Origin of the sequence: Herbaspirillum huttiense (genome assembly GCF_047300815.1) — a bacterium.
In the GTDB taxonomy this organism is placed as follows: Bacteria; Pseudomonadota; Gammaproteobacteria; order Burkholderiales; family Burkholderiaceae_D; genus Herbaspirillum; species Herbaspirillum huttiense_A.
Map to the genome: position 1 here is coordinate 1,848,028 of NZ_CP178608.1, position 22,617 is coordinate 1,870,644.

Below are 22,617 nucleotides of genomic sequence, written 5' to 3' on the forward strand. Positions count from 1 at the left end.
CGCGGGATGCCGTTTTTGTATCGTCATGTATCGCAAAGTAAATGTGCACGCAGGCGCTAGCGATGAGCGGACGAGTCCAGATATAATTGAGAATTATTATTATTTGGTGCGAGGTTTCCCGGCCTCGCCTTCGTTGCCGCTACCGTCTCATGAAGCCCGCTGCCGCCCATTCCTTGCCTGCTGTTGCCGACCAGAAACGCCGTGCCTTCTGGCTCAAGCATCTGCATCAATGGCACTGGATCAGTTCCGGCATCTGCCTGGTGGCCATGCTGGTGTTCGCCGCCACCGGCCTCACGCTCAATCACGCGGCGCAGATCGAGGCCAAGCCCCAGGTCACCCATCGCAAGGCCACGCTGCCCGAATCCATGCTGGCGCCGCTGCGCCAACAGGCTGAAGCGGCCGATGCCAAAGGCGGCAGCAAGGCGCCGTTACCACCCGCCGTGCGCGACTGGGCCGGCCGTGAACTGGCAGTGACGGTGGACCAGCAGAGCGCCGACTGGTCGGCCGATGAAGTCTACGTGGCGCTGCCGCGACCGGGCGGGGATGCCTGGCTGCGCGTGGCGCTGGAGGATGGCCAGGTCGAGTATGAGAAGACCGACCGTGGCTGGATTTCCTATTTCAATGACCTGCACAAGGGCCGCAATACGGGTGCGGCCTGGAGCTGGTTCATCGATGTGTTTGCGGTGGCCTGCCTGGTGTTCTGCATCACCGGCCTGTTCCTGCTGCAGATGCACGCCGGCAAGCGCCCGGCCACCTGGCCGCTGGTGGCGCTGGGGCTGGTAGCGCCCTTGCTGCTGGCGCTGGTCTTCATTCACTGAATTCGTCGTTTCCCTTAGCCAGACAGGCCCTTGCGGCTTGCAGCCAGTCATCCTGTTTTCTTAGCGAGGTCCCATGAAGCGTAGCAAGTCCGCCCTGTTGAAACCGACTGCCCTGGCCCTGGCCATGGCAGCGCTGTTTGCCGCTGCCGCCCCGGCCGGCGCAGCGGAGATGAACGTCAAGATTGAAATCCCGACCCTGAACGTGGCCGAATACCACCGGCCCTATCTGGCCGCCTGGATCGAGCGCGCCGACCAGAGCGTGGCCGCCAACCTGGCGGTGTGGTACGACGTGAAGAAAAAGGACAAGGAAGGCGAGAAGTGGTTGAAGGACATGCGCCAGTGGTGGCGCCGCAGTGGGCGTGAGCAGCAGATGCCCATCGACGGCGTCAGCGGTGCGACCCGTGCACCGGGTGAACAGAAACTCAATGTCGGCTCCGGCAAGGGACCGATCGCCAATCTCGCTCCCGGCGACTATGTGCTGATGGTGGAAGCCGCGCGTGAAGTCGGCGGCCGCGAGCTGGTCAAGGTGCCGTTCCAGTGGCCGCCCAAGGCCGCCCAGAGCGCCAAGGCCCAAGGCAGCAGCGAGCTGGGTGCCGTGGCCCTGGAACTGAAGCCCTGATGGCTCGACCCCGCTGACTACTCACCAAGATCAACCAGAACAAGGAACCTGCCATGTCGTTTTCCCTCAAGCACTTCGCCGGCCGCTCCATGAAGATCGCCGCCCTGGCCCTGGCCATCAGCCTGCCGCTGTCGGCCCACGCACACCGCCAGTGGCTGCTGCCCTCGTCCACCGTCCTGTCGGGCAATGAAGCCTGGGTCACGGTGGATGCTGCCGTCTCCAATGACCTGTTCTACTTCGAACACTTCCCGCTGCGCCTGGACGGCCTGGTCGTGACCGGCCCCGAAGGCAAGCCGGTGCAAGCCGTCAATGCCTCCACCGGCAAGTACCGCAGCACTTTCGATGTGCAGCTGAGCCAGCCCGGCACCTACAAGATCGCCGTGGTCAACAATGGCGTCTTCGCCAGCTACAAGGTGGATGGCCAGCAGAAGCGCTGGCGCGGTACCGCCGAGACCCTGGCCAAGGAAATCCCGGCCAACGCCACCGAACTGAAGGTGACCCAGATGAACAGCCGGGTGGAAACCTTCGTCACCGCCGGCAAGCCGAGCAAGGCCGCGCTGGCCCCGACCGGCGTGGGCCTGGAGCTGCAACCGGTGACCCATCCCACTGACCTGGTGGCGGGCGATACCGCCACTTTCCAGCTGCTGCTCGACGGCAAGCCGGCTGCGGAGGTGGAAGTGGAACTGGTACCCGGCGGCATCCGCTATCGCGACAAGCTGCAAGACAGCAAGCTCAAGACCGATGCCGACGGCAAGTTCAGCGTGAAGTGGGCCGGCCCGGGCATGTACTGGATGGAAGCCAGCGTCTCCGACCAGAAGACCTCGCTGCCACAGGCCACGCAACGTCGTGCGACCTACATCGCCACCATCGAAGTGCTGCCCTGATTGCTTGATCGCCTTTGATCGCCTTTGATTGACCCCGATGGCGCCTGCACTGCAGGCGCCGTTTTCATTGCCGAAGATGACGATGTCCCACCGCGTCCTGATCCCCGTCGACCTGCAAGCTCCGTCCATCCTGCCGCCTGATGTGGCGCTCCAACGCCTGTCCGGGCAGACCATGGGTACCACCTGGAGCGTGCAGGCGCTGGCCCCGCGCAGCCTCACGCAGCAGACCTTGGCTGCGGCCATCGCGGCCCGGCTGCAGCGGGTCATCGACGAGATGAGTACCTGGGAAACCGATTCCCTCATCAGCCGTTTCAACCGCGCACCGGCCGGCAGCTGGCATGCCTTGCCGGAGGACTTCTTCACCGTGCTCGATGCCGCGCTCACCATGGCCGTGGACAGCGCCGGTGCCTTCGATCCTACGGTCGGTCCGCTGGTGGACTTGTGGGGGTTCGGTGCAGGCAGCGTGCAGCGGGACGCATTGCGCCTGCCTGACCCGGCCCTGCTGGCATCGACCCGCCAGCGCTGCGGCTGGCAGCGCATCCGGCTCGACCGCGCGCAGCGCAAGGTGCAGCAGGCCGGGGGCGTGCATCTGGATTTTTCCGGGATCGCCAAGGGATATGCGGTGGACCTGGTCGCACAGGCACTGCGTGAATGCGGCTGCGTGAGCTGGCTGGCCGAGGTCGGCGGCGAACTGCTGGGGGAGGGTGTCAAGGCCGATGGCCAGCCCTGGTGGGTGGCGCTGGAACGCCCCCCGCAGGATGACAGCCCCGGCATGGTCGTGGCCTTGCACGGCCTGGCCATCGCCACCTCGGGCGACTATCGCCGCTATGTCGATCACGACGGCCTGCGCTATGCGCACACCATCGATCCCCGTACCGGTACACCTGTGCGCACTGCACTGGCCTCTGTCACGGTACTGCACCGGCAATGCATGGTGGCTGATGCCCTGGCGACCGTGTTGACTGTACTGGGCGAGGAAGCCGGACTGTCCTTTGCCCGCGAACGCGGGATCGCCGCGCTCTTCATCACCCGCCAAGCCGATGGCTTCCGGGAAACCCTCACCCCGGCCCTGGCCGCCATGCTGGAGTGAGCCACGCCATGCAGACCCGATACCTGATGGCCGCGCTGGTGGCGCTGACTTACCTGGTGTTCTGCGTCATGACCTTGCTCCGGCATCGTCGCGCGCAGCAGTTGCAGCAGGCCCAGTGGGGAACTGTACAGGCCACTGGCCCGCAAACCGTACTGGTTGTCTTTGCCAGCCAGACCGGTACAGCCGAGCAACTGGCCTGGCAGACCGCGCAAAGTCTGCGCTCAGGTGGCCTGGTGGTGCGCGTGCTTCCTGCCGGACAGTTGACCGATGCCGATCTGCAAGCCACGCGCCTGGCCCTGTTCGTGGCCAGCACCACCGGTGAGGGGGATGCCCCCGATGATGCCTCCGCACTGGCCCGGCAACTGGGCAGCAGTGATAGTGCAGCATTGCCGGACCTGCGTTTCGGCGTGCTGGCCCTGGGCGACCGCAGCTATCAGCAATACTGCGCCTTCGGCCATGCGCTGCACGCCTGGCTGTGCCGCCGCCATGCACAGCCGCTGTTCGATGCCATCGAGGTGGACAACGGCGATGAAGGCGCGCTGCGGCATTGGCAGCATCAACTGGGTGTCATGAGTGGCCATAGCGATGAAGCCGACTGGAGCGCGCCCGCTTATGGCCGCTGGCGACTGGCCGGGCGGCGCGTGCTCAATCCGGGCAGCTTGGGGGATCCGGTGTTTCACCTGAGCCTTACGCCACTGGATCTGCCATCCCCGCAATGGCAGGCAGGCGATATCGCCGAGATCGGCCCGCACAACAGCGCGGCCGCCGTGGATGCCTTCTTGCAAGCGATCGACCGCCAGGACGATTCCCTGCGTGCTGCACTGGCCGCACGTCTGCTGCCGCATGAGGCTGACCAGCTCGCCGTACTGCGCGGGCTGCCTGATGAGGAATTGCTGGCGGCCTTGCCAGCGCTGCCGCATCGCGCCTACTCGATTGCCTCCCTGCCCGCCGATGGCGCTCTCGAACTGATGGTGCGCCTGATGCATCTGCCCGATGGGCGCGCCGGCCTGGGTTCCGGCTGGCTGGGGCTGCATGCGCAGCCGGGGCAGGAGATCGCCCTGCGCGTGCGCAGCAACCGCAGTTTTCATGGCCCCGGCGATGATCGCCCGCTGATCCTGATCGGCAACGGCACCGGGCTGGCCGGCCTGCGTGCGCATCTGCGCGAGCGCGTGGCGGCGGGCCAGCGGCGCAACTGGCTGCTGTTCGGCGAGCGCTCGCGTGAGCACGATTTCTTCCATCAGCAGGAGCTGCAGGACTGGCAGGCCCAAGGCTGGCTGCAACGGCTGGACCTGGCCTTCTCGCGCGACCAGCCCGAGCGTATCTACGCGCAGCACAAGCTGCGCGAAGCCGCCGATGTCCTGCGGCAATGGGTGCAAGAGGGCGCCAGCCTGTACGTCTGCGGCAGCCTGCAGGGCATGGCCGGCGGCGTGGCACTGGCCCTGCAGGAGATCCTGGGGGAGGACGCCCTGCAGGCGCTGGCGGAACAGGGGCGTTACCGGCGCGACGTGTATTGAGGCAGTGAGCAAAGTTTGAGTTGGAGGACCCTGCTGCGCGGCCGGCAGGAGGCTTCACTTGGCCGTTGATTGGCGTGAATTTGCTTTTTCTCCCCGTTGCGCGAGAGAATGTCACGTCAAATCAATGAGATAACAACAACATGAACAACATGAGCATATTCACCAGTCTGCTGCTGATCCTGCTCCTGGTCGTGGTCAGCGCCTTTCTTTCCTGCGCCGAGATCTCCATTGCCGCCTCGCGCAAGATCCGTCTTGAGATGATGTCCAAGGAGGGCGTGCACAATGCCGACCGCGTCCTCTCGCTGCAAGCCCAGCCGGGCAATTTCTTCACCGTGGTGCAAATTGGCCTGAACGCCGTGGCCATCCTCGGCGGTGTGGTGGGCGAGCCGGCGCTCACGCCGCACATGCGCGAGATCGTCAGCAGCTTCTATGTCGGCCCGCTGCTGGAGAACATCAGCTTTGCCATGTCCTTCCTGGTGGTGACGGCGTTCTTCATCCTCTTTGCCGACCTCATGCCCAAGCGCCTGGCCATGGCCGCGCCCGAGCGCGCCGCAGTCGCGCTGGTGCAGCCCATGCTGCTGCTGGAAACGCTCTTCAGGCCCCTGGTGTGGTTCTTCAACAGCCTGTCGAAGTGGATCTTCACGCTGTTCGGTTTGCCGCAGGTGCGCCAGGATGTCATCACGCCCAGCGAGATCCACGCCATGGTCGATGCGGGCGCGCAGGCCGGGGTGCTGCTCACGCAGGAGCATCACCTGATCGAGAACGTGTTCGAGCTGGAAAGCCGCTACGTGCCCTCGGCCATGACGCCGCGCGACAGCATCGTCTATTTCCTGCTGACCGACAGCGAAGACATGATCCGCCAGAAGATCATCGATCACCCGCATTCGCGCTTCCTGGTCTGCGATGGCCACATTGACGCGGTGCTGGGCTATATCGACAGCAAGGATGTGTTGAAGCGCCTGCTCAAGGGTGAACAGTTCTCCCTGGCCGACAAGGGCCTGGTGCATACGCCGCTCTCCATCCCCGACAGCCTGAACCTGTGGGAAGTCCTGGAACGCATGAAGGCCATGGATGAAGACCTGGCCATCGTGGTCAATGAATATGCGCTGGTGGTGGGCATCATCAGCATCACCGACGTGACCGGTGTCCTGATGGGCAACCTGCTGGCCATCACCGAGGAAGAGCAGCAGATCGTGCGGCGCGATGAGAACTCCTGGCTCATGGATGGCCTGACGCCCTTGAACGATGTCATGAACGAACTGGACATCGACGAGTATCCCAACCCGGTGGGCTATGAGACCTTGTCGGGCTTCATCATGTACATGCTGCGCAAGATTCCCAAGAAAACCGATTTCGTGCTCTTCTCGGACTTCAAGTTCGAAGTGGTGGACATTGAAGGCAACCGCATCAACCAGTTGCTGGTGACCCGCTTCAAGCAAGACAAATCCGAAAAATCGGACAAATCTGATAAGAAGGAACAGTCCGGCAAAACGGAATAGCAGCCCATCACAAATCAAGGCTGATTTTTCAGAGTTTTCCTATGCCCATGGGCGCAGTAAACGCGGATACTCCCGTCCAGTCGCTTGCTTGAAAGACTGGTACTCGGGGAAAGCAGGCGGCTGCAGTACCTGTAGCACTGTAGTAACCGTAGCAGAGGTAGTCGTGGGCTGGCCCGCATCCGCAAGGATGCGGGCCTTTTTCGTTGGAGGGCGCGGCGCGAGCAGGCTTTCCGGCATTGCAGTACAGTCAGGACTGTCTGAACATGAACGAAGTGGAATCCGGAAGTGGCAAAAGACGTCAAGAGCCCCTGTGTCTCGCTGTGCAAGCTCAAGCACGAAGTCTGTACCGGCTGCGGCCGCACCCGGGATGAAATCAAGGATTGGAAATCGATGAAGCGCAAGGAGCAGCTCCACACCGTGGAGTTGGCCGCCAAGCGCATGAAGGCATTGAAGAAGTAGGGCGGCCGGAAGGGCCGCCGGCGGGAATCAGGCGCGTGCGCCGTGATTGCGTTCGGAGATCTGGGCGTTGAGCGTCCAGAAGTCGTAGAGCACGCCCAGCAGGAAGAAGCCGCCGGTGAAGAAATAGACGATGCCGGTGATCCACTTGCCGATGTACATCCGATGGGCGCCGAAGATGCCCAGGAAAGTCAGCAGCAGCCAGGCCACCGAATAATTGATCTCGCCGGCCACGAAACGGCGGTCGGCTTCGCGGTCCATCGAGGGGATCAGGAACAGGTCGACGATCCAGCCTATGCCCAACAGGCCCAACGTGAAGAACCAGATCGTGCCGGTGACGGGTTTGCCGTAATAGAAGCGGTGCGCGCCGAGAAATCCGAAGATCCAGAGCAGATAGCCCAGGGTTTTGCTGTGGGTGTTGTTGTTGATGTTCATCCAGGCTCCAAATGAGGGTGAGGCAGCTTATCGCGTGCTATGAAGAGTGTTGCGCACGATCCGCCGTGCTGCATTGTGACACGGGCTCATCGGCAAAGTGCCCTGGACGCACTGTGAAGAGAGTGGTCAGATGGCGGCCCACTGTCTGCCAAAGTCTTCACATCGTTGCGGCGATCCGACGGCTTGCCCGCAAGAAAAGGCCAACTGGTATAAACTGTTCCCCTTCAGGAGACCGGCAAACGAAGAGCCTCCCTGGAATTTCGCCATTGTCCTCCGCCTTGTTGCCCCGTTGCCTACCGTGCGACCTTCGCTGCTCATTCCGCTCATTGTTGGCTGTGCGCTGTTCATGGAAAACATGGACGCCACCGTGCTGGCCACCTCGCTCCCCGCGCTCGCCCGGGATCTCAACCAGGACCCGATCACCCTGAAACTGGCCATGACCGCCTATGTCGCGGCGCTGGGCGTGTTCATCCCGATCTCCGGCTGGATGGCCGACAAGCTGGGCGCGCGCAAGGTGTTCAGTGCGGCCATGGTCGTCTTCATGACCGGTTCCATCCTGTGTGCGGTCTCGGGTTCCCTGGTGACCTTCGTGGCGGCGCGCTTCCTGCAGGGCATCGGCGGGGCCATGATGGTGCCGGTGGGGCGGGTCATCATCGCCCGTTCGATCGATAAATCCGAACTGGTCAAGGCAGTCAGCTACCTCACCCTGCCGGCGCTGCTGGGGCCGGTGGTGGGGCCGCTCCTGGGCGGTTTCCTGACGACCTATTTCCATTGGCGCTGGGTGTTCCTGATCAATATCCCGTTCTGCTTCCTGGGCCTGTACCTGTCGCATCGCTTCATCCAGAATTTCAAGGAAGACGATCCGGCACCGCTCGATGTGAAGGGTTTTGTACTCACCTCTGTGGGGGCGGCCATGATCATGCTGGGCCTGTCGCTCTTCGGCAGCCACCTGGTCGATGGCGCCACGCCGGTGGCCATGTGTTCGATCGGCGCCATCGCGCTGGTGATGTACTACCGCCATTCCACGCAGATCCCGTATCCGCTGCTGGACTTCCGCCTGCTGCGCATTCCCACGCTGCATGCCAGTGTGGTGGGCGGCTCGCTGTTTCGCATTGGTTTGGGCGCCGTGCCTTTCCTGCTGCCGCTGGCGCTCCAGGAAGGGCTGGGGATGACGGCCTTCCAGGCCGGCAGCATCACCTGTGCCTCGGCTTTCGGGGCGCTCTTCATTCGCCTGCTGGCCAGCCGGGTGCTGCGTCGTTTTGGCTTCCGGACGGTGCTGATGGTCAATGCGGTGTTTGCCGGTATCGCGCTGGCGGCTTACGGCATCTTCAGCATGCATACGCCTTACCTGCTCATCGTCACCATCGTGCTGATGGGGGGCGTGTTCCCGGCGCTGCAATTCACCTGTTTGAATTCGATCGCCTATGCCGATATCGACAGCCGCGACGCCGGCCGCGTCACCAGCCTGGCCAGCGTGATCCAGCAAGTCTCGCTGGGCCTGGGCGTGACGGTGGCCGGCATCGTGCTGCAACTGTCGAACCACCTGCAGGGCCATGCCACCATCGTCGAAGCCGATTTCTGGCCGGCCTTCCTGGTCATCGGCCTGTTCTCGGTGGCCTCCGTGCCGATCAGTGGCAAGCTACCGCACAATGCCGGGCTGGAGCTCTCGCGCGGGAAGTAAGCCTGGGCAGGATACCGGGCTGCTATCATCCCGGCATCCTGAACCCTAGAGTTGCACATGTCCGTTTTCCGTATTCCCGTTTCTCCCGTTTCCGCATTGCGCCGCACGCTGGCAGCCAGTCTCTTGCTGGCTTGCTGCAGTGCCTTCGCCTTTTCGCTTTCGGACCTGAGCAACCAGGACGCCACCGCCGGTCTGAAAGCCGCGCTGGAAAAGGGCGCCAATACCGCCGTGGCCAACCTGGGGCGGCCCAATGGCTTCCTCGGCAATGACAAGGTCAAGATCCAGCTGCCCGGCGCCCTGGAGCAGGCCATGCCGCTCTTGCGCATGACCGGCATGGGCGGCCAGGTCGATGGACTGGTGGCCGACATGAACCACGCCGCCGAGGCCGCCGTGCCGATGGCCAAGCCGTTGCTGATCAATGCCGTCAAATCGATGTCGGTGAGCGACGCCAAGAACATCCTGGCCGGCGGCGATACTTCCGTGACCGACTTCTTCCGCCAGAAAACCTCGGGCGAACTGGCCGTGAAGTTCCTGCCCATCGTCAAGCAGATCACCGACAAGAACGGCCTCTCCGGACGCTACAACGCCGTCATGGGCCAGGTCGCCAAGTCCGGTCTGGTGAGCGCCGAGCAGGGCAGCGTGGAAGGCTATGTCACCCAGCGTGCGCTCAATGGCTTGTTCCTGATGATCGGCGAGGAAGAAAAGGCCATCCGCAAGGATCCGGTCGGCACCGGCAGCGCCATTCTGGGCAAGGTGTTTGGCGCCATGCGCTGACAGCGCAGCACAGACGCGGCGACATCCTGCCGCGTTTGCGAAAAAAATTTCGCCGGCCTCGGAGAGAGGTCCGGCGATTTTTTTTGGCCCATGTTGCTCATCAGTCAAGCTCGGCGGGAGCCGCTTGTGGCAAGGGATAGCGCCGAGCTGGTGGTTTTCAGGATGTCCACTTTTAGCAGCATATTGACCGCCGTTGGGAACTTTTAAAAGTGCTTCAGATCTGTAAGTTATCGATTTACATTGCTACATTGCTGGACAGCATTAAGCGATTGCTTTAAACTATCGTTTCTTCGCGACATCTTGGTCGCAAAGTTTCTTGTTCAACAACGACTCTTAGCAGTGTCCGATCCGCAGTGTGCGGGTTGTCCAAATTTCCGGCTGGCAGCGCGAACGCCCTCCCGTTCTCCACGGTGAATCGTTCCCATCCCTGTCCGGTGTGCACTATGCCGAGGCTGGCACCATCGCTTTGGTTTCATCGCTGCCCTTGCAGCTTCGGTTCGCATCCAAACGATACGCCCAACGGGCAAGCGAACCCAATACAACTTGATCCCAGAAACCCGTCGTCGCGGCGTCATGTCGCCTCGGCTATACCAACAGGGGGTAACATGACACGTGTTCGTCACGTCTTCGCCGGCGCGTTCGGTTTTGCGCTGGTTATTGCAGGCCTGGTCTGGTGGATCGGTCCGGACGTCATCCAGAAGTATCGCGGTGACCTGGTCTACTACACCGGCAAGCACCTGGAACTGGTCTTCAGTTCGATGGTGCTGGCCCTGGCCACCGGCATTCCGGCCGGTATCGCGCTGTCCCGCCCGGGCGCGCAACGCAGTGCAGAGAAGTTCATCCAGATCTTCAACATCGGCAACACCATCCCCTCCATCGCCGTGCTGGCGCTGGCATTGGCTGCCTTCGGCATCGGCAATGGCCCGACCATCCTGGCCCTGTGGCTGGCTTCGTTGCTGCCCATCGTGCGCAACACCTACGAGGGGTTGAAGAACGTGCCGGCCGCCATGAAGGAAGCTGCGCGCGGTATCGGCATGAAGCCGTACCAGATCCTGTTGCGTGTGGAGTTGCCCAATGCGCTGCCCATCATCGTCGGTGGCGTGCGGACTTCGCTGGCCATCAACGTCGGCACCGCGCCGCTGTCGATGCTCATCGGCGGCGAGAGCCTGGGTGGGCTGATCTTCCCCGGCATCTACCTGAACAATCACGGCCAGCTGCTGCTGGGGGCTGCCGCCACCGCCTTGCTGGCGCTGGTGCTGGATGCCCTGGTGACCTCGCTGTCGGGTTTCTACCTGGCGCGTCGCGGGCTGCGCACCTGATCCGGCAGCTCATTCCCATCACAAGAACGACCGCACGCCAGCAGCTTCCGGCACAGCGGTAGAGAGGAAAGCATGACAACCAAGACCATCGCAAAATATGCCCTGTGCGCCCTGGCGCTGGGCCTGGCCATGTTCGGCACCGCTCGTGCCCAGGCCCAGAACCTGGTCATCGGCGGCAAGAACTTCACCGAGCAGTTGCTGCTCTCGGACATGACCGCGCAATACCTGCGCGCCAAGGGCTACGACACCGACTTGAAGAGCGGCCTGGGCACCACCCTGATGCGCTCGGCGCTGGAGAGCGGCCAGATCGACATCGTCTGGGACTACACCGGCACCGCCCTGATCGTCTACAACCACATCGAGGACAAGCTCGATCCCGACCAGATCTACCAGAAGGTCAAGGACCTGGACGCGCCGCGCGGCCTGACCTGGCTGAACCAGTCTGAACTGAACAACACCTACGCCTTCGCCATGCCGCGTGAAGTGGCCGAGAAGTATCACATCCGTTCACTGCAGGATCTGGCCGACCGCATCAACGAAGACGACAAGGATGGCAACAAGCAGCACCTGCTGGGCGTGGATTATGAATTCGCCTCCCGTCCCGACGGCCTGGGTCCGATGCAGGCGCTCTATGGTTTCAAGTTGAATCGCAGCGAGGTCAAGCAGATGGACCCGGGGCTGGTCTACACGGCGCTGAAGAATGAACAATTGTTCGTCGGCCTGACCTACGCCTCGGATGGCCGCATCAAGGGTTTTGACCTGCAGCTGCTGGAGGACGACAAGGGATACTTTGCCGCCTACAAGGCCACCCCGGTGGTGCGCCAGGACATCCTGGACAAGAACCCCCAGCTGGCCGAGCAACTCAACGCCCTGGCCGCCAAGATCGACACGGCGACCATGACCGAACTGAACAAGCGCGTCGACATCGACCAGGAACCGGTGGCCAAGGTGGCGGCCGATTTCCTGAAGCAAGCCGGCCTGATCTGAGGAGGGAACCATGAACATCTTCCAATACCTGCAATCGGACTGGCGCAGCATCCTCGAGCTGACCCTGCAGCACCTTGAACTGGTGGGCATCGCGGTAAGCCTGGCCATTGCCATCGGCGTCCCGCTGGGCATCCTGATCGTACGGGTGCGCTGGCTGGCCGGTCCGCTGATGGGGCTGGCGACCATCGTGCTGACGCTGCCTTCCATCGCGCTGTTCGGCCTGATGATCCCGGTGTTCTCGCAATTTGGCGCCGGCATCGGCCCCTTGCCGGCCATCACCGCCGTGTTCCTGTATTCGCTGCTGCCGATCATGCGCAACACCTACCTGGCGCTGGAGAACATCGAAGCCGGCATCAAGGAAGCCGGCATCGGCATCGGCATGACCTTCTGGCAGCGCCTGCGCATGGTGGACCTGCCGCTGGCAGTGCCTGTCATCCTGGGCGGCGTGCGTACCGCCGTCGTCATGAACATCGGCGTCATGGCCATTGCGGCCGTCATTGGTGCCGGTGGGCTGGGCGTGCTGATCCTGCATGCGATCAGCCAGAGCAACATGCAAAAACTCGTGGTGGGCGCGGTGATGATCAGCGTGCTGGCCATCATCGCGGACACCCTGCTGCAACGTCTGCAGAAAATCCTGACACCGAAAGGAGTACAAAAATGATCGAACTGGACCAACTGAGCAAGACCTACACTCAAAAGGATGGCACACAGGTCAAGGCGGTGGATGCCGTCAGCCTGAAGGTGGCGGAAGGGGAGATCTGCGTCTTCCTCGGCCCCTCGGGATGCGGCAAGACCACCACCCTCAAGATGATCAATCGCCTGATCAACCCGACCTCCGGTCGCGTGCTGTTGAACGGCCAGGACACCTCCGGCATCGATGAAGTGGAACTGCGCCGCCACATCGGCTACGTGATCCAGCAGATCGGTTTGTTCCCCAACATGACCATCGAGGAAAACATCACCATCGTCCCGCGCTTGTTGGGCTGGGACAAGAAGCGTTGCCAGGAGCGTGCCTCCGAGCTGATGGCCATGGTGGCGCTGGATCCGAAGAAATTCCTCAAGCGCTATCCGCGTGAGTTGTCCGGCGGCCAGCAGCAGCGTATCGGCGTCATTCGCGCACTGGCGGCCGATGCCCCGGTGCTGCTGATGGATGAACCCTTTGGCGCAGTCGATCCGATCAATCGCGAATCGATCCAGAATGAGTTCTTCCAGATGCAGCGCCAGCTGAACAAGACCGTCATCATGGTCAGCCACGACATCGACGAAGCCATCAAGCTGGGCGACAAGGTTGCCGTCTTCCGCGCCGGCAAGCTGGTGCAGTTCGATAACCCGGACACCTTGCTGGCCCGTCCCAAGGATGATTTCGTGAGCGCCTTCGTGGGCCAGGATCACACCTTGAAGCGCCTGCTGCTGGTGCGTGCCGGCGAGGCCGCGACCACCCCCGCCACGGCCCAGCCGGATGTGTCCTGCGACCAGGCCCTGGCGCTGATGGACGACCAGGATTCGCGCTATCTCACCATCATCGATGCCGACAACCGTGCGCTGGGTTACCTGACCCGTCGCGATGTGCGTGGCAACACGGGTGTGGCCGAGGACATGGTGCGTCCCTTCACCATGAATGCCGATCCGGATGAGAACCTGCGCGTGGTGCTCTCCAAGATGTACAAGCACAGCACCAGCTGGATGCCGGTCATCGCCAACGATGGCAGCTATGTGGGTGAGGTGACGCAGGATTCCATCGCCAGCTATCTCAGTTCCGGCAAGTCGCGCGGCATGGCGATGGCGGCTTGATGGCGAATGGCCGGGCCCGCACGGGGTGCGGCCAAGCGGCCGGATGAAAGTTTGTTCATCGTGCGCGCCGTTCCAGGCCGGACCTGAGGTGCCGGGGCTGACGACAGTGAAGCATCAGCCCAAAAAACGAAAATGCCCGCATCAATGATGCGGGCATTTTTTGTGCTCAGTCAGACAGCGTTCAATCCAGCGGCTTGTGCATGAACATCGCCTTGCCGGTTTCAGCCTTGAGTTCATATCCCTCGAAGCCGCAGGAGCGATACAGCGAACGCGCTACCGCATTGCCTTCCAGGACTTCCAGCGTGAGCTTGCAGCAGCCCAGCTTGCGGGCTTCTTCCTCGACTGCTGCCAGCAGCAGCCGGGCCACGCCCTGGCCACGATAGGCGGGCATCACCGCCAGGTCATGCAGGTTCAGCAGCGGCTTGCACGCGAACGTCGAGAAACCTTCGATGCAGGTTGCCAGGCCTGCCGGGGTGTCGCCATCGAAGGCCAGGAAGACATGGGCCGTGGGACGTTTCTTCAGCTCGGCTGCCAGGTTCTCGCGCACGTAGCCGGAGAGCTGCTTGCCGCCGCCCATGGCGTCGGAAGCGTAGGCATTGAGGGTCTCGAACAGCGCCGCCGCGTGGACGGCGTTGCCGAGGTCGGCCTTGATGACGGTCACACTCATGTCGTTCCTTTTCTTCTCATGGACGATGAACGATGTTGATCAGCAGGCTGCCTGCGGACTTACTTGCCCGCTGCGCGCTGGCCGCCATGGGTCAGGGCCGACGGACGCGGACCGCTCTGGCGCTGCTGCTGGCCGGCATTGCGCGGCTGGCCGTTGGCATTGGCAGGCTTCGGTGCACGGTTGGCATTGTTTCCGCCGTTGCCGGCGTTGCCACCATTGCCGCCGCCATTGCCACGTCCACCCTGGCCACGGGCGGCATTGCCGTTACCGTTGCCATTGCCATTGCCGTTGGCTGCTGCGCGCGGCTTGGCTGCCTGGCCATGACCGGCGTTGCCGCCGGCCGGCTTGGGTGCTGCCGCATTGCCGTTGCCGGCAGGCTTGCGCGGGGCGCTGCGCTGGCCACCACGTCCGCCGCCGTTCTGGTGACGGCCCTGGCCGCTGCGCAGCTGGATCGGCTGCGGCTTGGCGGTCGGGTCCGGTTCGAATCCGGCAATCACTTCCACCGGGATCTCGCGCTTGATGAAACGCTCGATGTCGTGCAGCAGGTCGCGTTCATCCACGCAGACCAGCGACACGGCTTCGCCGGTGGCGCCAGCACGGCCGGTACGGCCGATGCGGTGGACGTAGTCTTCCGGCACGTTGGGCAGGTCATAGTTGACCACGTGCGGCAGCTGGTCGATGTCGATGCCACGGGCAGCGATGTCGGTGGCGATCAGGGCGGTCAGCTTGCCGTCCTTGAATTCGGCCAGAGCCTTGGTGCGGGCCGACTGGCTCTTGTTGCCGTGGATTGCCATGGCTGTGATGCCGTCGCGGGCCAGCTGTTCGACCAGCTTGTTGGCGCCGTGCTTGGTACGGGTGAAGACCAGCACCTGCTTCCACTGGTGGGTCTTGATCAGGTGCGCCAGCATCGGGTGCTTCTTGTCGCGGTCGACCGGGTGGATCTTCTGGGCGATCACTTCCACGGTGGAGTTGCGGCGTGCCACTTCGATCAGGGCCGGGTTGTTCAGCAGGCTGTCGGCCAGCTTCTTGATCTCGTCGGCGAAGGTGGCCGAGAACAGCAGGTTCTGGCGCTTGGGCGGCAGGGCGGCCAGCACCTTGCGGATGTCGCGGATGAAACCCATGTCCAGCATGCGGTCGGCTTCGTCCAGCACCAGGATCTGGATGTGCTGCAGGTTCACGGTGCCTTGCTGCATGTGGTCCAGCAGGCGGCCAGGGGTGGCCACCAGGATGTCCACGCCGCGCTTCAAGAGCGTGATCTGCGGATTGATGCCGACGCCGCCGAAGATGCAGGCGGAGGTCAGCGGCAAATACTTGCCGTACTGGCGCACGCTTTCTTCGACCTGGGCGGCCAGTTCACGGGTGGGTGCCAGGATCAGCGCGCGGATGGGCAGGTGGCCGTTGATTTTCTGGCGCGGCATGGCCGAGAGGCGTTGCAGCAGCGGCAGGGTGAAGCCGGCGGTCTTGCCGGTGCCGGTCTGGGCGCCGGCCAGCAGGTCGCCGCCGGAGAGCACTGCGGGAACGGCTTGGGCCTGGATTGGGGTGGGGGAGGTATAGCCTTGTTCGGAAACGGCACGAACGATTTCGTCGGACAAGCCGAGCGCGGAAAATGACATGAGACTCTGAAATTGGGTTTGGCCTGTGGCCCCGTACGGGCGCCAGTCGCAGGCAAACGGGTTGACACTTGAGGAGGGCGCGGACTTGACTGGCTATACGCCGCGCAGGCCGCAGTATAACAGCGCATCCCGCGCCCTACGTGATTTATTTTGTGCAGGCAGGGAGGCTCAGCTCATCCTTTGTGACGCATCAAAAAATCGAGCACCGGCGGCAACACCAGGGCGCTTTGCATCAGCCCGCCGAAGTGCGTCACGCCCGGCAGGCTGACGAATTCCCCTTGCGGCAAAAGGGCAGCCGTGCGCTGCACGGCCGCATGGCGCGCATCGGCGTCGCCACAGAAGAGCAGGCAGGGCAGGTCCATGCGGGCCAGCAGGTCTTCCTGCGAGGGACGCGGCTGCTGGGCGGCCGCGGCCAGTGCCACCAGGTCGTTGGCGCGGATGAGCATCTTCACCTGTGCCGCAATCTGCTCGTCGAGCAGGCCCTCGAAGGTGGCGATGAAAGCCTCCGGGTCGCGTCCGTCGATGCCGTGGAAGCCGTCCCAGCTGCGATCTTCATAGGGATGGGCTGCGCCCAGGATCAGGCTGCGCAGGCGCTGCGGCGCATGGCGCACCAGGCCGTAGCCGACCCAGCCACCGAGGGAATAGCCGAAGAAATGGGCGCGCTCCACGCCCGCTGCATCGAGCACCGACAGCGCATCGCGGCAGCGCTGCAGTTGGGTATAGGCGGCGGGATCGTGCGGCTTGTCGCTCTGGCCATGGCCCAGCGCATCGAAGAGGATGACCTGGAAATGCTCGCGCAGCACCGCCGTAAAGCCGAAGAAGCGCCACGCTTCCAGGCTGCTGGTAAAACCGTGGTGCAGCAGCAGGGGCGGGCCGTTGCCCTCGACCTGGTAGTGGATCTTGCGGTTGTCGCTGAGGGCAAAGGGCATGGCTTGGCGTGCGGGGTTGGTCAGGTGGGGTCAGTTCTTCTCGTCGGCCAGTTTCTTGCAGCGGCGTGCCAGCATCTCGCGCGAGCGCGCGCAAATTTCTTCATTGCTGAGGTCTTCGATATGCGTGGCGATCGACCATACATGGCCAAAAGGATCGCGCAGGGTGCCGGAGCGGTCGCCATAGAACTGGTGCTGTACCGGGCGCAGTTGCACGGCCCCGGCAGCCAGCGCCCGGGTGAAGACGGCATCGACATCGGCCACGTAGACCAGCAGGCTCACGCCCGCGCCGCCCAGGGTCTGGGGACTGAGGAAACCGAGCTCGGGATGTTCGTCGGCCAGCATTACGCGGGCATTGCCGATCTGGATCTCGGCATGCCAGACCTTGCCGTGCGGACCGTCGAGCCGCATGATCTCGGCCGCACCGAACGCGCGCCGGTAGAAGGCAATGGCCTCGGCGGAGGTCTTGACGATCAGGTAGGGGGTCACGCTGTGGTAGCCGGGTGGCAACGCGCAGGTGGCTTGGTCGTTGCTGGCTTGCTGGGAAGCAATGGTCATGTCGTCTCCTCGGTCTGCGCCGGTAGCCGCACTATAGCAGCAATGCCGGACGCAATGAGGAGACGCGGTCTTGCAGGAGGGACGATCAGGCCAATCAGGCGAATTCGGACAGCAGGTTCACTTGCTGCGCGAAGATCTTCGGGCTGCCGGCGATGACGTCGCCCTTGTAGAGGTAGTCGGAGTCACCCTTGAAGGTGCCCACGATACCACCTGCTTCGGTCACCAGCAGGGAGCCGGCGGCGATGTCCCAGGGCTTCAAGCCCTTCTCGAAGAAGCCGTCCAGGCGGCCAGCGGCCACATAGGCCAGGTCCAGGGCAGCGGCGCCGGGGCGGCGCAGGCCGGCGCTGTGCTCGGTCATGACCTTGAACATGGTCACGTATTCGTTGAGGCCATCGAGGTCGCGGAAGGGGAAGCCGGTACCGATGAGGGCATCGGCGATCTTGTCGCGCTTGCCCACGCGGATGCGCTTTTCGTTCAGGTAGGCGCCGGCGCCCTTGGAGGCGGTGAAGAGATCGTTGCGGGTCGGGTCATAGACCACAGCCTGGGTGATGATGCCGCGCTGTTGCAGGGCGATCGAGACGCAGTACTGCGGGAAGCCGTGGATGAAGTTGGTGGTACCGTCCAGGGGATCGATGATCCAGACGTTTTCGTTTTCATCGTGCAGGTTGTCGGAGGCACCCGATTCCTCGGCCAGGATGGCGTGGTCGGGGTAGGCGTTCTTGAGCACGTCGATGATCGCATCCTCGGCTGCCTTGTCCACCTCGGTGACGAAGTCATTGTGCGACTTCTTCGACACTTTCAGCAGCGACACGTCGAAGGACGCGCGGTTGATGATGGTAGCGGCGCGGCGGGCTGCCTTGATCGCCGTATTGAGCATGGGTGGGATGATCATTCCGATGGTTCCGTTAAAATTGCGGCCACCGAAGACGATGGCTGCGTTGCTCATCGTCGCCATGGCCGACCAGCCGGCCTTCCGCGACAAGCATGCGGAACAGCTGGCCAGGCGAAACCCGGCAGTCAAACCAGTGCGACGATGAAATTAATGAGCGTTGCGCCGCCCGCGGCTGTTATGCTTGCGGGTTTGCCAGGCAGTCCAGGGGCAGTGGCGTCGGTCAAGTCGGCGAACAAAGTCGACCTGGGTTGACAGCCTTGCTGCAACATTGGCGTTTTGCCAACATCTGATCCTGGGGCGCGAATCCCGCTATTTTAAATGAACAAGCAAGTGTCAGGACAATCTCTTTTCAGCCGTTTGCGTTTCGTGCTGGTCAATACCAGCAGTCCCGGCAACATTGGCTCGGCCGCACGGGCCATCAAGACCATGGGCTTTTCGGAGCTGGTGCTGGTCAATCCGCGCTTTCCGGACGCGGTGAAGGAAGATGAAGCTATTGCCTTCGCCAGCGGCGCACTGGATGTGTTGCAAAATGCACGCATCGTGGGGAGCGTGGAAGAAGCGTTGCAGGGATGCAACTTCGCCGCGGCCGTCAGTGCCCGTTTGCGCGAATTCTCGCCGCCGGTGGTCTCGCCGCGCGAGCTGGCGGGGCAGCTTTCGCGTGATACCGGATTGAATGCCGCCCTCTTGTTCGGCAATGAACGCTTCGGCCTGCCCAATGAGGTGGTGCAGAAGTGCAATGCCTTGCTCAATATCCCCGCCAACCCGGACTATTCCTCGCTGAACCTGTCGCAGGCGGTGCAGGTGCTGGCCTATGAATGCCGCATGACCGAGCTGGAAGTGCAGGGTGGCCCCATGCAGACCAGCGGTGATGCACGCGCGCCGGGCGAGGTGGGTTTCCACGGGCAGAGCGCCAGCGTGGCCGAGATCGAGGGCATGTTCGCGCACCTGGAGCAAGCGCTGGTGGCCATCGATTTCCTCAATCCCGACAATCCCAAGAAGCTGATGCCGCGCCTGAAGCGCATGTTCTCGCGCGCCCAGCTGGAGACCGAAGAGGTCAACATCCTGCGCGGCATCGCCCGCCAGATTCTGGAGCCGAAGCAGGCCAAGGCCGGCCGGCAAGAACAAATCGAACAAGGAGAAGGCTGATATGGCCAAGCTGACCCTGGACCGCGTCCTGCAATCGCAGGGTTTCGGTTCGCGCAAATATTGCCGCGAGCTGATCGAGGATGGTGAAGTGTCGATCCATGGTGAGGTGGTGGATGATTACCGCGCCACACCCGATACCAATGGCCTGGTGCTGACCATCTTCGAGGAAGAGTGGGAATACCGCGAGCACGTCTACATCGCCATCAACAAGCCGCAGAACATCGAATGCTCGCGCAAGCCCAGCCACCACCCGGGCGTGCTGACGCTGCTGCCGGAACAGTTCACCTGGCGCGACGTGCAACCCGTGGGCCGGCTGGATCACGATACGACCGGCTTGCTGCTGATGTCCGATGATGGTGCTTTCATTCACGCGCAGTCCTCGCCCAAGCGCCACGTGCCCAAGGTGTATGCCGCCACCACGGCCGAGCCGGTGACTGAGGCCTTGATCGCGCAACTGAAGGCCGGCGTGCAACTGCATGACGAACCGGCACCGCTGGCTGCAACCCGTTGCCGCCAGCTGGGCGAGAACCTGCTGGAAATCGTGCTGGAGCAGGGCAAGTATCACCAGGTCAAGCGCATGCTGGCCGCGGCCGGCAATCATTGCAGCGCCTTGCGGCGCACTGCCATCGGTGGCTTGCAGCTGGAGGCGCTGGAACTGGAAGAAGGGGAGTGGACGTATCTGGATGCTGCGCAGATGGCCTTGCTGGTGCCGGATGCGGAGTAAACGACAGTTCAGTGGCGCAGCGCTTCTGCTGACATGGTGCGCCGCTCGTGCAGTACCCGCAGCAGATTGAAAACTTCATCCTGCACGCGATAAAACAGAAGATAAGGGAAGTGATCCAGCTGCCACATCCGCAGCGATCGATCCGGCAGCAGGTGAGCATAGCGTCGTGAGCCCATGCCCGGTTGCCGGGTCAGGTTGTGCAGGGTGTGGGTGAGCTCTTCGTTGAAACGTTCTGCCAGGTGCGGCGAGAAGTCAGCGTAATAATCGGAGACGAAGAGGATGTCGCGCTGGGCGATCGGAGACAGGCGGATGCGCATGCGCAACCATCAAGCTTTAGTGCGAATCCGCTCGCGCAGTTGACTGGCGAGGTCGTCGATGGCGATGTCGATGGAAGGGCCCGCCTGCAGGCCTTCCTCGATCAGTGCCAGAAGGCTGTGCTCTTCTTGAGTCTGCGGGCCGAGGGCAGACGGGCCGGCTTCACGGGCCTGGGGATACTTGTCGGCGAGGGGGCGGAGAGTGGAAGTCATCTGGCGATTATAGGTTTGGGTATTGCCGGATTTTCGTTCAGGATGGCCGTGACGATGATCTTTCCATTTTTACCGAAATTCTTCTGCCATCCCCTCGCATCAATTCAATGCCGCGCGTCACTCACCTCGCTCGCGCCACCCACATCGGCCACGAACAGCTGCGCGCAATCCACCGCATCGAACTCGTAATGCTGGCCGCAGAAATCGCAGTCGATGGCGAGTTTTTCCATCTGTGACAAGGCTTCAGCCACTTCTTCCTGGCCCAGCATCTTGAGCATGTTGCCGACCTTCTCGCGCGAGCAGGAGCAGTGGAATTGCGGATGCACCGGATCGAAGACGCGGATGGTCTGCTCCCAGAACAGGCGATGCATCAGCGTGGCGATATCGGTGGAGAGCAGTTCTTCGCGCTTCAAGGTATCGCCCAGCATGACCATGTGGTTCCAGTCTTCCAGCTCGCCTTCCGGCTTGGCGGTCGGAGCCGCATTGCCACCGATGGAGGGCAGCTTCTGCAGCAGCAGGCCGCGCGAGACCTTTTCATCGGCTGCCAGCCACAGCTTGGTATCGAGCTGTTCAGAACGCAGCATGTAATTCTCGATGACGGTGGCCACGCTCTCGCCATCCAGCGGGACCACGCCTTGGTAGGCTTGCTGACCGGGCAGCTTGTCCTTGGGGTCGAGGGTGATGACGAAGCGGCCGTTGCCACTGGCGTTGACCAGGTCGGTCAGCGTGGCATCGTCAGCGATCTCGGCCTCATCGGCCAGCTTGGCCGTGGCGCGCAGTTGCAGCTCGGAGTCGCACTCGACCACCAGCAGCTTGACCGGACCATCGCCATGGATCTGCATGACGATCATGCCGTTGAACTTCAGGTTGGCCGACAGCAGGGCGGAGGCCGCCAGCATCTCGCCCAGCAGCGTGCGCACCGCGACCGGATAGTCACGGCGGGCTTGCACCTGGCGCCAGGTGTCCGAAATCTCGACCAGCTCGCCGCGAACGGGCGCGTTGTCGACCAGGAATTTTTGCAGCGTGTCTTTCATCGTTTCCTTTGCTTGACCGCTCAGGCAATGCGCTTGAGCTGGGTCTTGAACTGTTGCGCGCGCTGCACGTAGCTGTCGGTGCCAGCCCGCATGCGCGCGATATCTTCTTCACTCAACTGGCGAACTGCCTTGGCGGGCGCACCGATGATCAGGGAGTTGTCCGGGAACTCCTTGCCCTCGGTCACCAGGGCACCCGCCCCGACCAGGCAGTTCTTGCCAATCCTGGCGCCATTGAGCACCACCGCCTGGATGCCGATCAACGCACCCTCGCCGATGGTGCAGCCATGCAGCATGGCCTGGTGTCCCACGGTGACGTTCTTGCCGATCACCATCGGATAGCCGTGATCGGTATGCAAGACCGCACCTTCCTGCACGTTGCTGTTCTCACCAATGGTGATGAGCTCATTGTCGCCACGGATGGCGACGTTGAACCAGACGCTGGAATGGGCTTCCATCTTGACCTTGCCCACCACCGTGGACGACTCGGCCACGAAGGCGGTTTCGTGGATCTCGGGAATGTCCTGCGCCAATTGGTAGATCGCCATAATAAAATTGTCTCCTCGTTACCTGCTGGTCGGTGGGCGATGCCGATCCCCTTTGCCTTGTCCTTGTCTTGCATTGGTGGACGTTTGTCTTCATATGGAGACAAAGGCGGCATCCTCA

The 22,617-nt window shown here is 62.7% G+C and carries 25 protein-coding genes; 15 read left to right on the forward strand and 10 right to left on the reverse strand.

The annotated features are described in order from the left end of the window. Positions 1-149 precede the first annotated feature (149 nt). The 7 genes from ACLRDN_RS08395 (at position 150) to ACLRDN_RS08425 (ending at position 6,883) form a co-directional block, all read left to right on the forward strand. Positions 150-818 carry a PepSY-associated TM helix domain-containing protein gene (locus tag ACLRDN_RS08395; RefSeq protein WP_413459762.1) on the forward strand — a complete coding sequence of 223 codons (669 nt, stop codon included), beginning with the start codon at positions 150-152 and terminating at the stop codon, positions 816-818. A 73-nt stretch (positions 819-891) separates the two neighbouring features. Beyond that, positions 892-1,437: a DUF2271 domain-containing protein gene (locus tag ACLRDN_RS08400; protein ID WP_413459763.1), complete on the forward strand. Its 546-nt coding sequence runs from the start codon at positions 892-894 to the stop codon at positions 1,435-1,437. A 53-nt stretch (positions 1,438-1,490) separates the two neighbouring features. Then, complete coding sequence (locus tag ACLRDN_RS08405; RefSeq protein WP_413459764.1) at positions 1,491-2,321, forward strand: DUF4198 domain-containing protein; 831 nt, start codon at positions 1,491-1,493, stop codon at positions 2,319-2,321. An 82-nt stretch (positions 2,322-2,403) separates the two neighbouring features. After that, positions 2,404-3,411, forward strand: a complete 1,008-nt coding sequence (locus tag ACLRDN_RS08410) for an FAD:protein FMN transferase (protein ID WP_413459765.1) — start codon at positions 2,404-2,406, stop codon at positions 3,409-3,411. 8 nt (positions 3,412-3,419) lie between these two features. After that, positions 3,420-4,925 carry a sulfite reductase subunit alpha gene (locus ACLRDN_RS08415; protein ID WP_413459766.1) on the forward strand — a complete coding sequence of 502 codons (1,506 nt, stop codon included), beginning with the start codon at positions 3,420-3,422 and terminating at the stop codon, positions 4,923-4,925. 149 nt (positions 4,926-5,074) lie between these two features. Continuing rightward, positions 5,075-6,424, forward strand: coding sequence for a hemolysin family protein (locus tag ACLRDN_RS08420; RefSeq protein WP_413459767.1), 1,350 nt, complete (start codon positions 5,075-5,077; stop codon positions 6,422-6,424). Between the two features lie 285 nt (positions 6,425-6,709). Next, the gene (locus ACLRDN_RS08425) at positions 6,710-6,883 is read left to right on the forward strand and encodes a DUF1289 domain-containing protein (RefSeq protein WP_134221973.1); all 174 of its coding nucleotides are present in this window, start codon (positions 6,710-6,712) and stop codon (positions 6,881-6,883) included. Between the two features lie 27 nt (positions 6,884-6,910). Here the strand turns inward: ACLRDN_RS08425 and ACLRDN_RS08430 are convergent, their stop codons facing one another. Beyond that, entirely contained in the window at positions 6,911-7,309 is a 399-nt protein-coding gene (locus ACLRDN_RS08430; protein ID WP_413460368.1) for an NINE protein, read from the reverse strand. 352 nt (positions 7,310-7,661) lie between these two features. Between ACLRDN_RS08430 and ACLRDN_RS08435 the strand changes: the two genes are divergently transcribed. The 6 genes from ACLRDN_RS08435 to ACLRDN_RS08460 all read left to right on the forward strand — a co-directional run bounded on the left by ACLRDN_RS08435 (position 7,662) and on the right by ACLRDN_RS08460 (position 13,867). Further along, complete coding sequence (locus ACLRDN_RS08435; RefSeq protein WP_413459768.1) at positions 7,662-8,996, forward strand: MFS transporter; 1,335 nt, start codon at positions 7,662-7,664, stop codon at positions 8,994-8,996. 57 nt (positions 8,997-9,053) lie between these two features. Further along, a complete protein-coding gene (locus tag ACLRDN_RS08440) occupies positions 9,054-9,770 on the forward strand; it encodes a DUF4197 domain-containing protein (protein WP_413459769.1) in 717 nt (238 codons plus the stop codon). A gap of 605 nt (positions 9,771-10,375) precedes the next feature. Beyond that, complete coding sequence (locus ACLRDN_RS08445; RefSeq protein WP_413459770.1) at positions 10,376-11,089, forward strand: ABC transporter permease; 714 nt, start codon at positions 10,376-10,378, stop codon at positions 11,087-11,089. Between the two features lie 72 nt (positions 11,090-11,161). Beyond that, a complete protein-coding gene (locus tag ACLRDN_RS08450; protein WP_413459771.1) occupies positions 11,162-12,076 on the forward strand; it encodes a glycine betaine ABC transporter substrate-binding protein in 915 nt (304 codons plus the stop codon). Positions 12,077-12,086: 10 nt separating this feature from the next. Next, a complete protein-coding gene (locus ACLRDN_RS08455; RefSeq protein ID WP_413459772.1) occupies positions 12,087-12,737 on the forward strand; it encodes an ABC transporter permease in 651 nt (216 codons plus the stop codon). After that, a complete protein-coding gene (locus ACLRDN_RS08460) occupies positions 12,734-13,867 on the forward strand; it encodes an ABC transporter ATP-binding protein (RefSeq protein WP_413459773.1) in 1,134 nt (377 codons plus the stop codon). The genes ACLRDN_RS08455 and ACLRDN_RS08460 overlap by 4 nt, the downstream gene beginning before the upstream one ends. Before the next feature lie 181 nt (positions 13,868-14,048). On the opposite strand, the gene ACLRDN_RS08465 is transcribed toward ACLRDN_RS08460, so the two are convergent. The 5 genes from ACLRDN_RS08465 to ACLRDN_RS08485 form a co-directional block, all read right to left on the reverse strand. Then, the gene (locus tag ACLRDN_RS08465) at positions 14,049-14,534 is read right to left on the reverse strand and encodes a GNAT family N-acetyltransferase (RefSeq protein ID WP_413459774.1); all 486 of its coding nucleotides are present in this window, start codon (positions 14,532-14,534) and stop codon (positions 14,049-14,051) included. Between the two features lie 59 nt (positions 14,535-14,593). Then, the gene (locus ACLRDN_RS08470; protein ID WP_413459775.1) at positions 14,594-16,147 is read right to left on the reverse strand and encodes a DEAD/DEAH box helicase; all 1,554 of its coding nucleotides are present in this window, start codon (positions 16,145-16,147) and stop codon (positions 14,594-14,596) included. Positions 16,148-16,320: 173 nt separating this feature from the next. Further along, positions 16,321-17,076 carry an alpha/beta fold hydrolase gene (locus ACLRDN_RS08475; protein WP_413459776.1) on the reverse strand — a complete coding sequence of 252 codons (756 nt, stop codon included), beginning with the start codon at positions 17,074-17,076 and terminating at the stop codon, positions 16,321-16,323. A gap of 30 nt (positions 17,077-17,106) precedes the next feature. Then, the gene (locus ACLRDN_RS08480; RefSeq protein ID WP_413459777.1) at positions 17,107-17,631 is read right to left on the reverse strand and encodes a VOC family protein; all 525 of its coding nucleotides are present in this window, start codon (positions 17,629-17,631) and stop codon (positions 17,107-17,109) included. Between the two features lie 94 nt (positions 17,632-17,725). Continuing rightward, the gene (locus ACLRDN_RS08485) at positions 17,726-18,523 is read right to left on the reverse strand and encodes an inositol monophosphatase family protein (protein ID WP_006712869.1); all 798 of its coding nucleotides are present in this window, start codon (positions 18,521-18,523) and stop codon (positions 17,726-17,728) included. 318 nt (positions 18,524-18,841) lie between these two features. On the opposite strand from ACLRDN_RS08485, the gene ACLRDN_RS08490 reads away from it, so the two are divergent. Continuing rightward, positions 18,842-19,669 (forward strand): RNA methyltransferase, encoded by an 828-nt coding sequence (locus ACLRDN_RS08490; RefSeq protein WP_413459778.1) that lies wholly within the window; start codon positions 18,842-18,844, stop codon positions 19,667-19,669. A gap of 1 nt (position 19,670) precedes the next feature. Continuing rightward, complete coding sequence (locus ACLRDN_RS08495) at positions 19,671-20,393, forward strand: pseudouridine synthase (RefSeq protein ID WP_413459779.1); 723 nt, start codon at positions 19,671-19,673, stop codon at positions 20,391-20,393. A gap of 8 nt (positions 20,394-20,401) precedes the next feature. Here the strand turns inward: ACLRDN_RS08495 and ACLRDN_RS08500 are convergent, their stop codons facing one another. The 4 genes from ACLRDN_RS08500 to ACLRDN_RS08515 form a co-directional block, all read right to left on the reverse strand. After that, positions 20,402-20,710 (reverse strand): type II toxin-antitoxin system RelE/ParE family toxin, encoded by a 309-nt coding sequence (locus ACLRDN_RS08500; protein WP_413459780.1) that lies wholly within the window; start codon positions 20,708-20,710, stop codon positions 20,402-20,404. Positions 20,711-20,719: 9 nt separating this feature from the next. Further along, positions 20,720-20,920: a hypothetical protein gene (locus ACLRDN_RS08505; protein WP_204725657.1), complete on the reverse strand. Its 201-nt coding sequence runs from the start codon at positions 20,918-20,920 to the stop codon at positions 20,720-20,722. Between the two features lie 104 nt (positions 20,921-21,024). Next, positions 21,025-21,954: an Hsp33 family molecular chaperone HslO gene (hslO, locus tag ACLRDN_RS08510; protein WP_413459781.1), complete on the reverse strand. Its 930-nt coding sequence runs from the start codon at positions 21,952-21,954 to the stop codon at positions 21,025-21,027. Positions 21,955-21,974: 20 nt separating this feature from the next. After that, the gene (locus tag ACLRDN_RS08515) at positions 21,975-22,499 is read right to left on the reverse strand and encodes a gamma carbonic anhydrase family protein (protein WP_154132356.1); all 525 of its coding nucleotides are present in this window, start codon (positions 22,497-22,499) and stop codon (positions 21,975-21,977) included. Positions 22,500-22,617 lie beyond the last annotated feature (118 nt).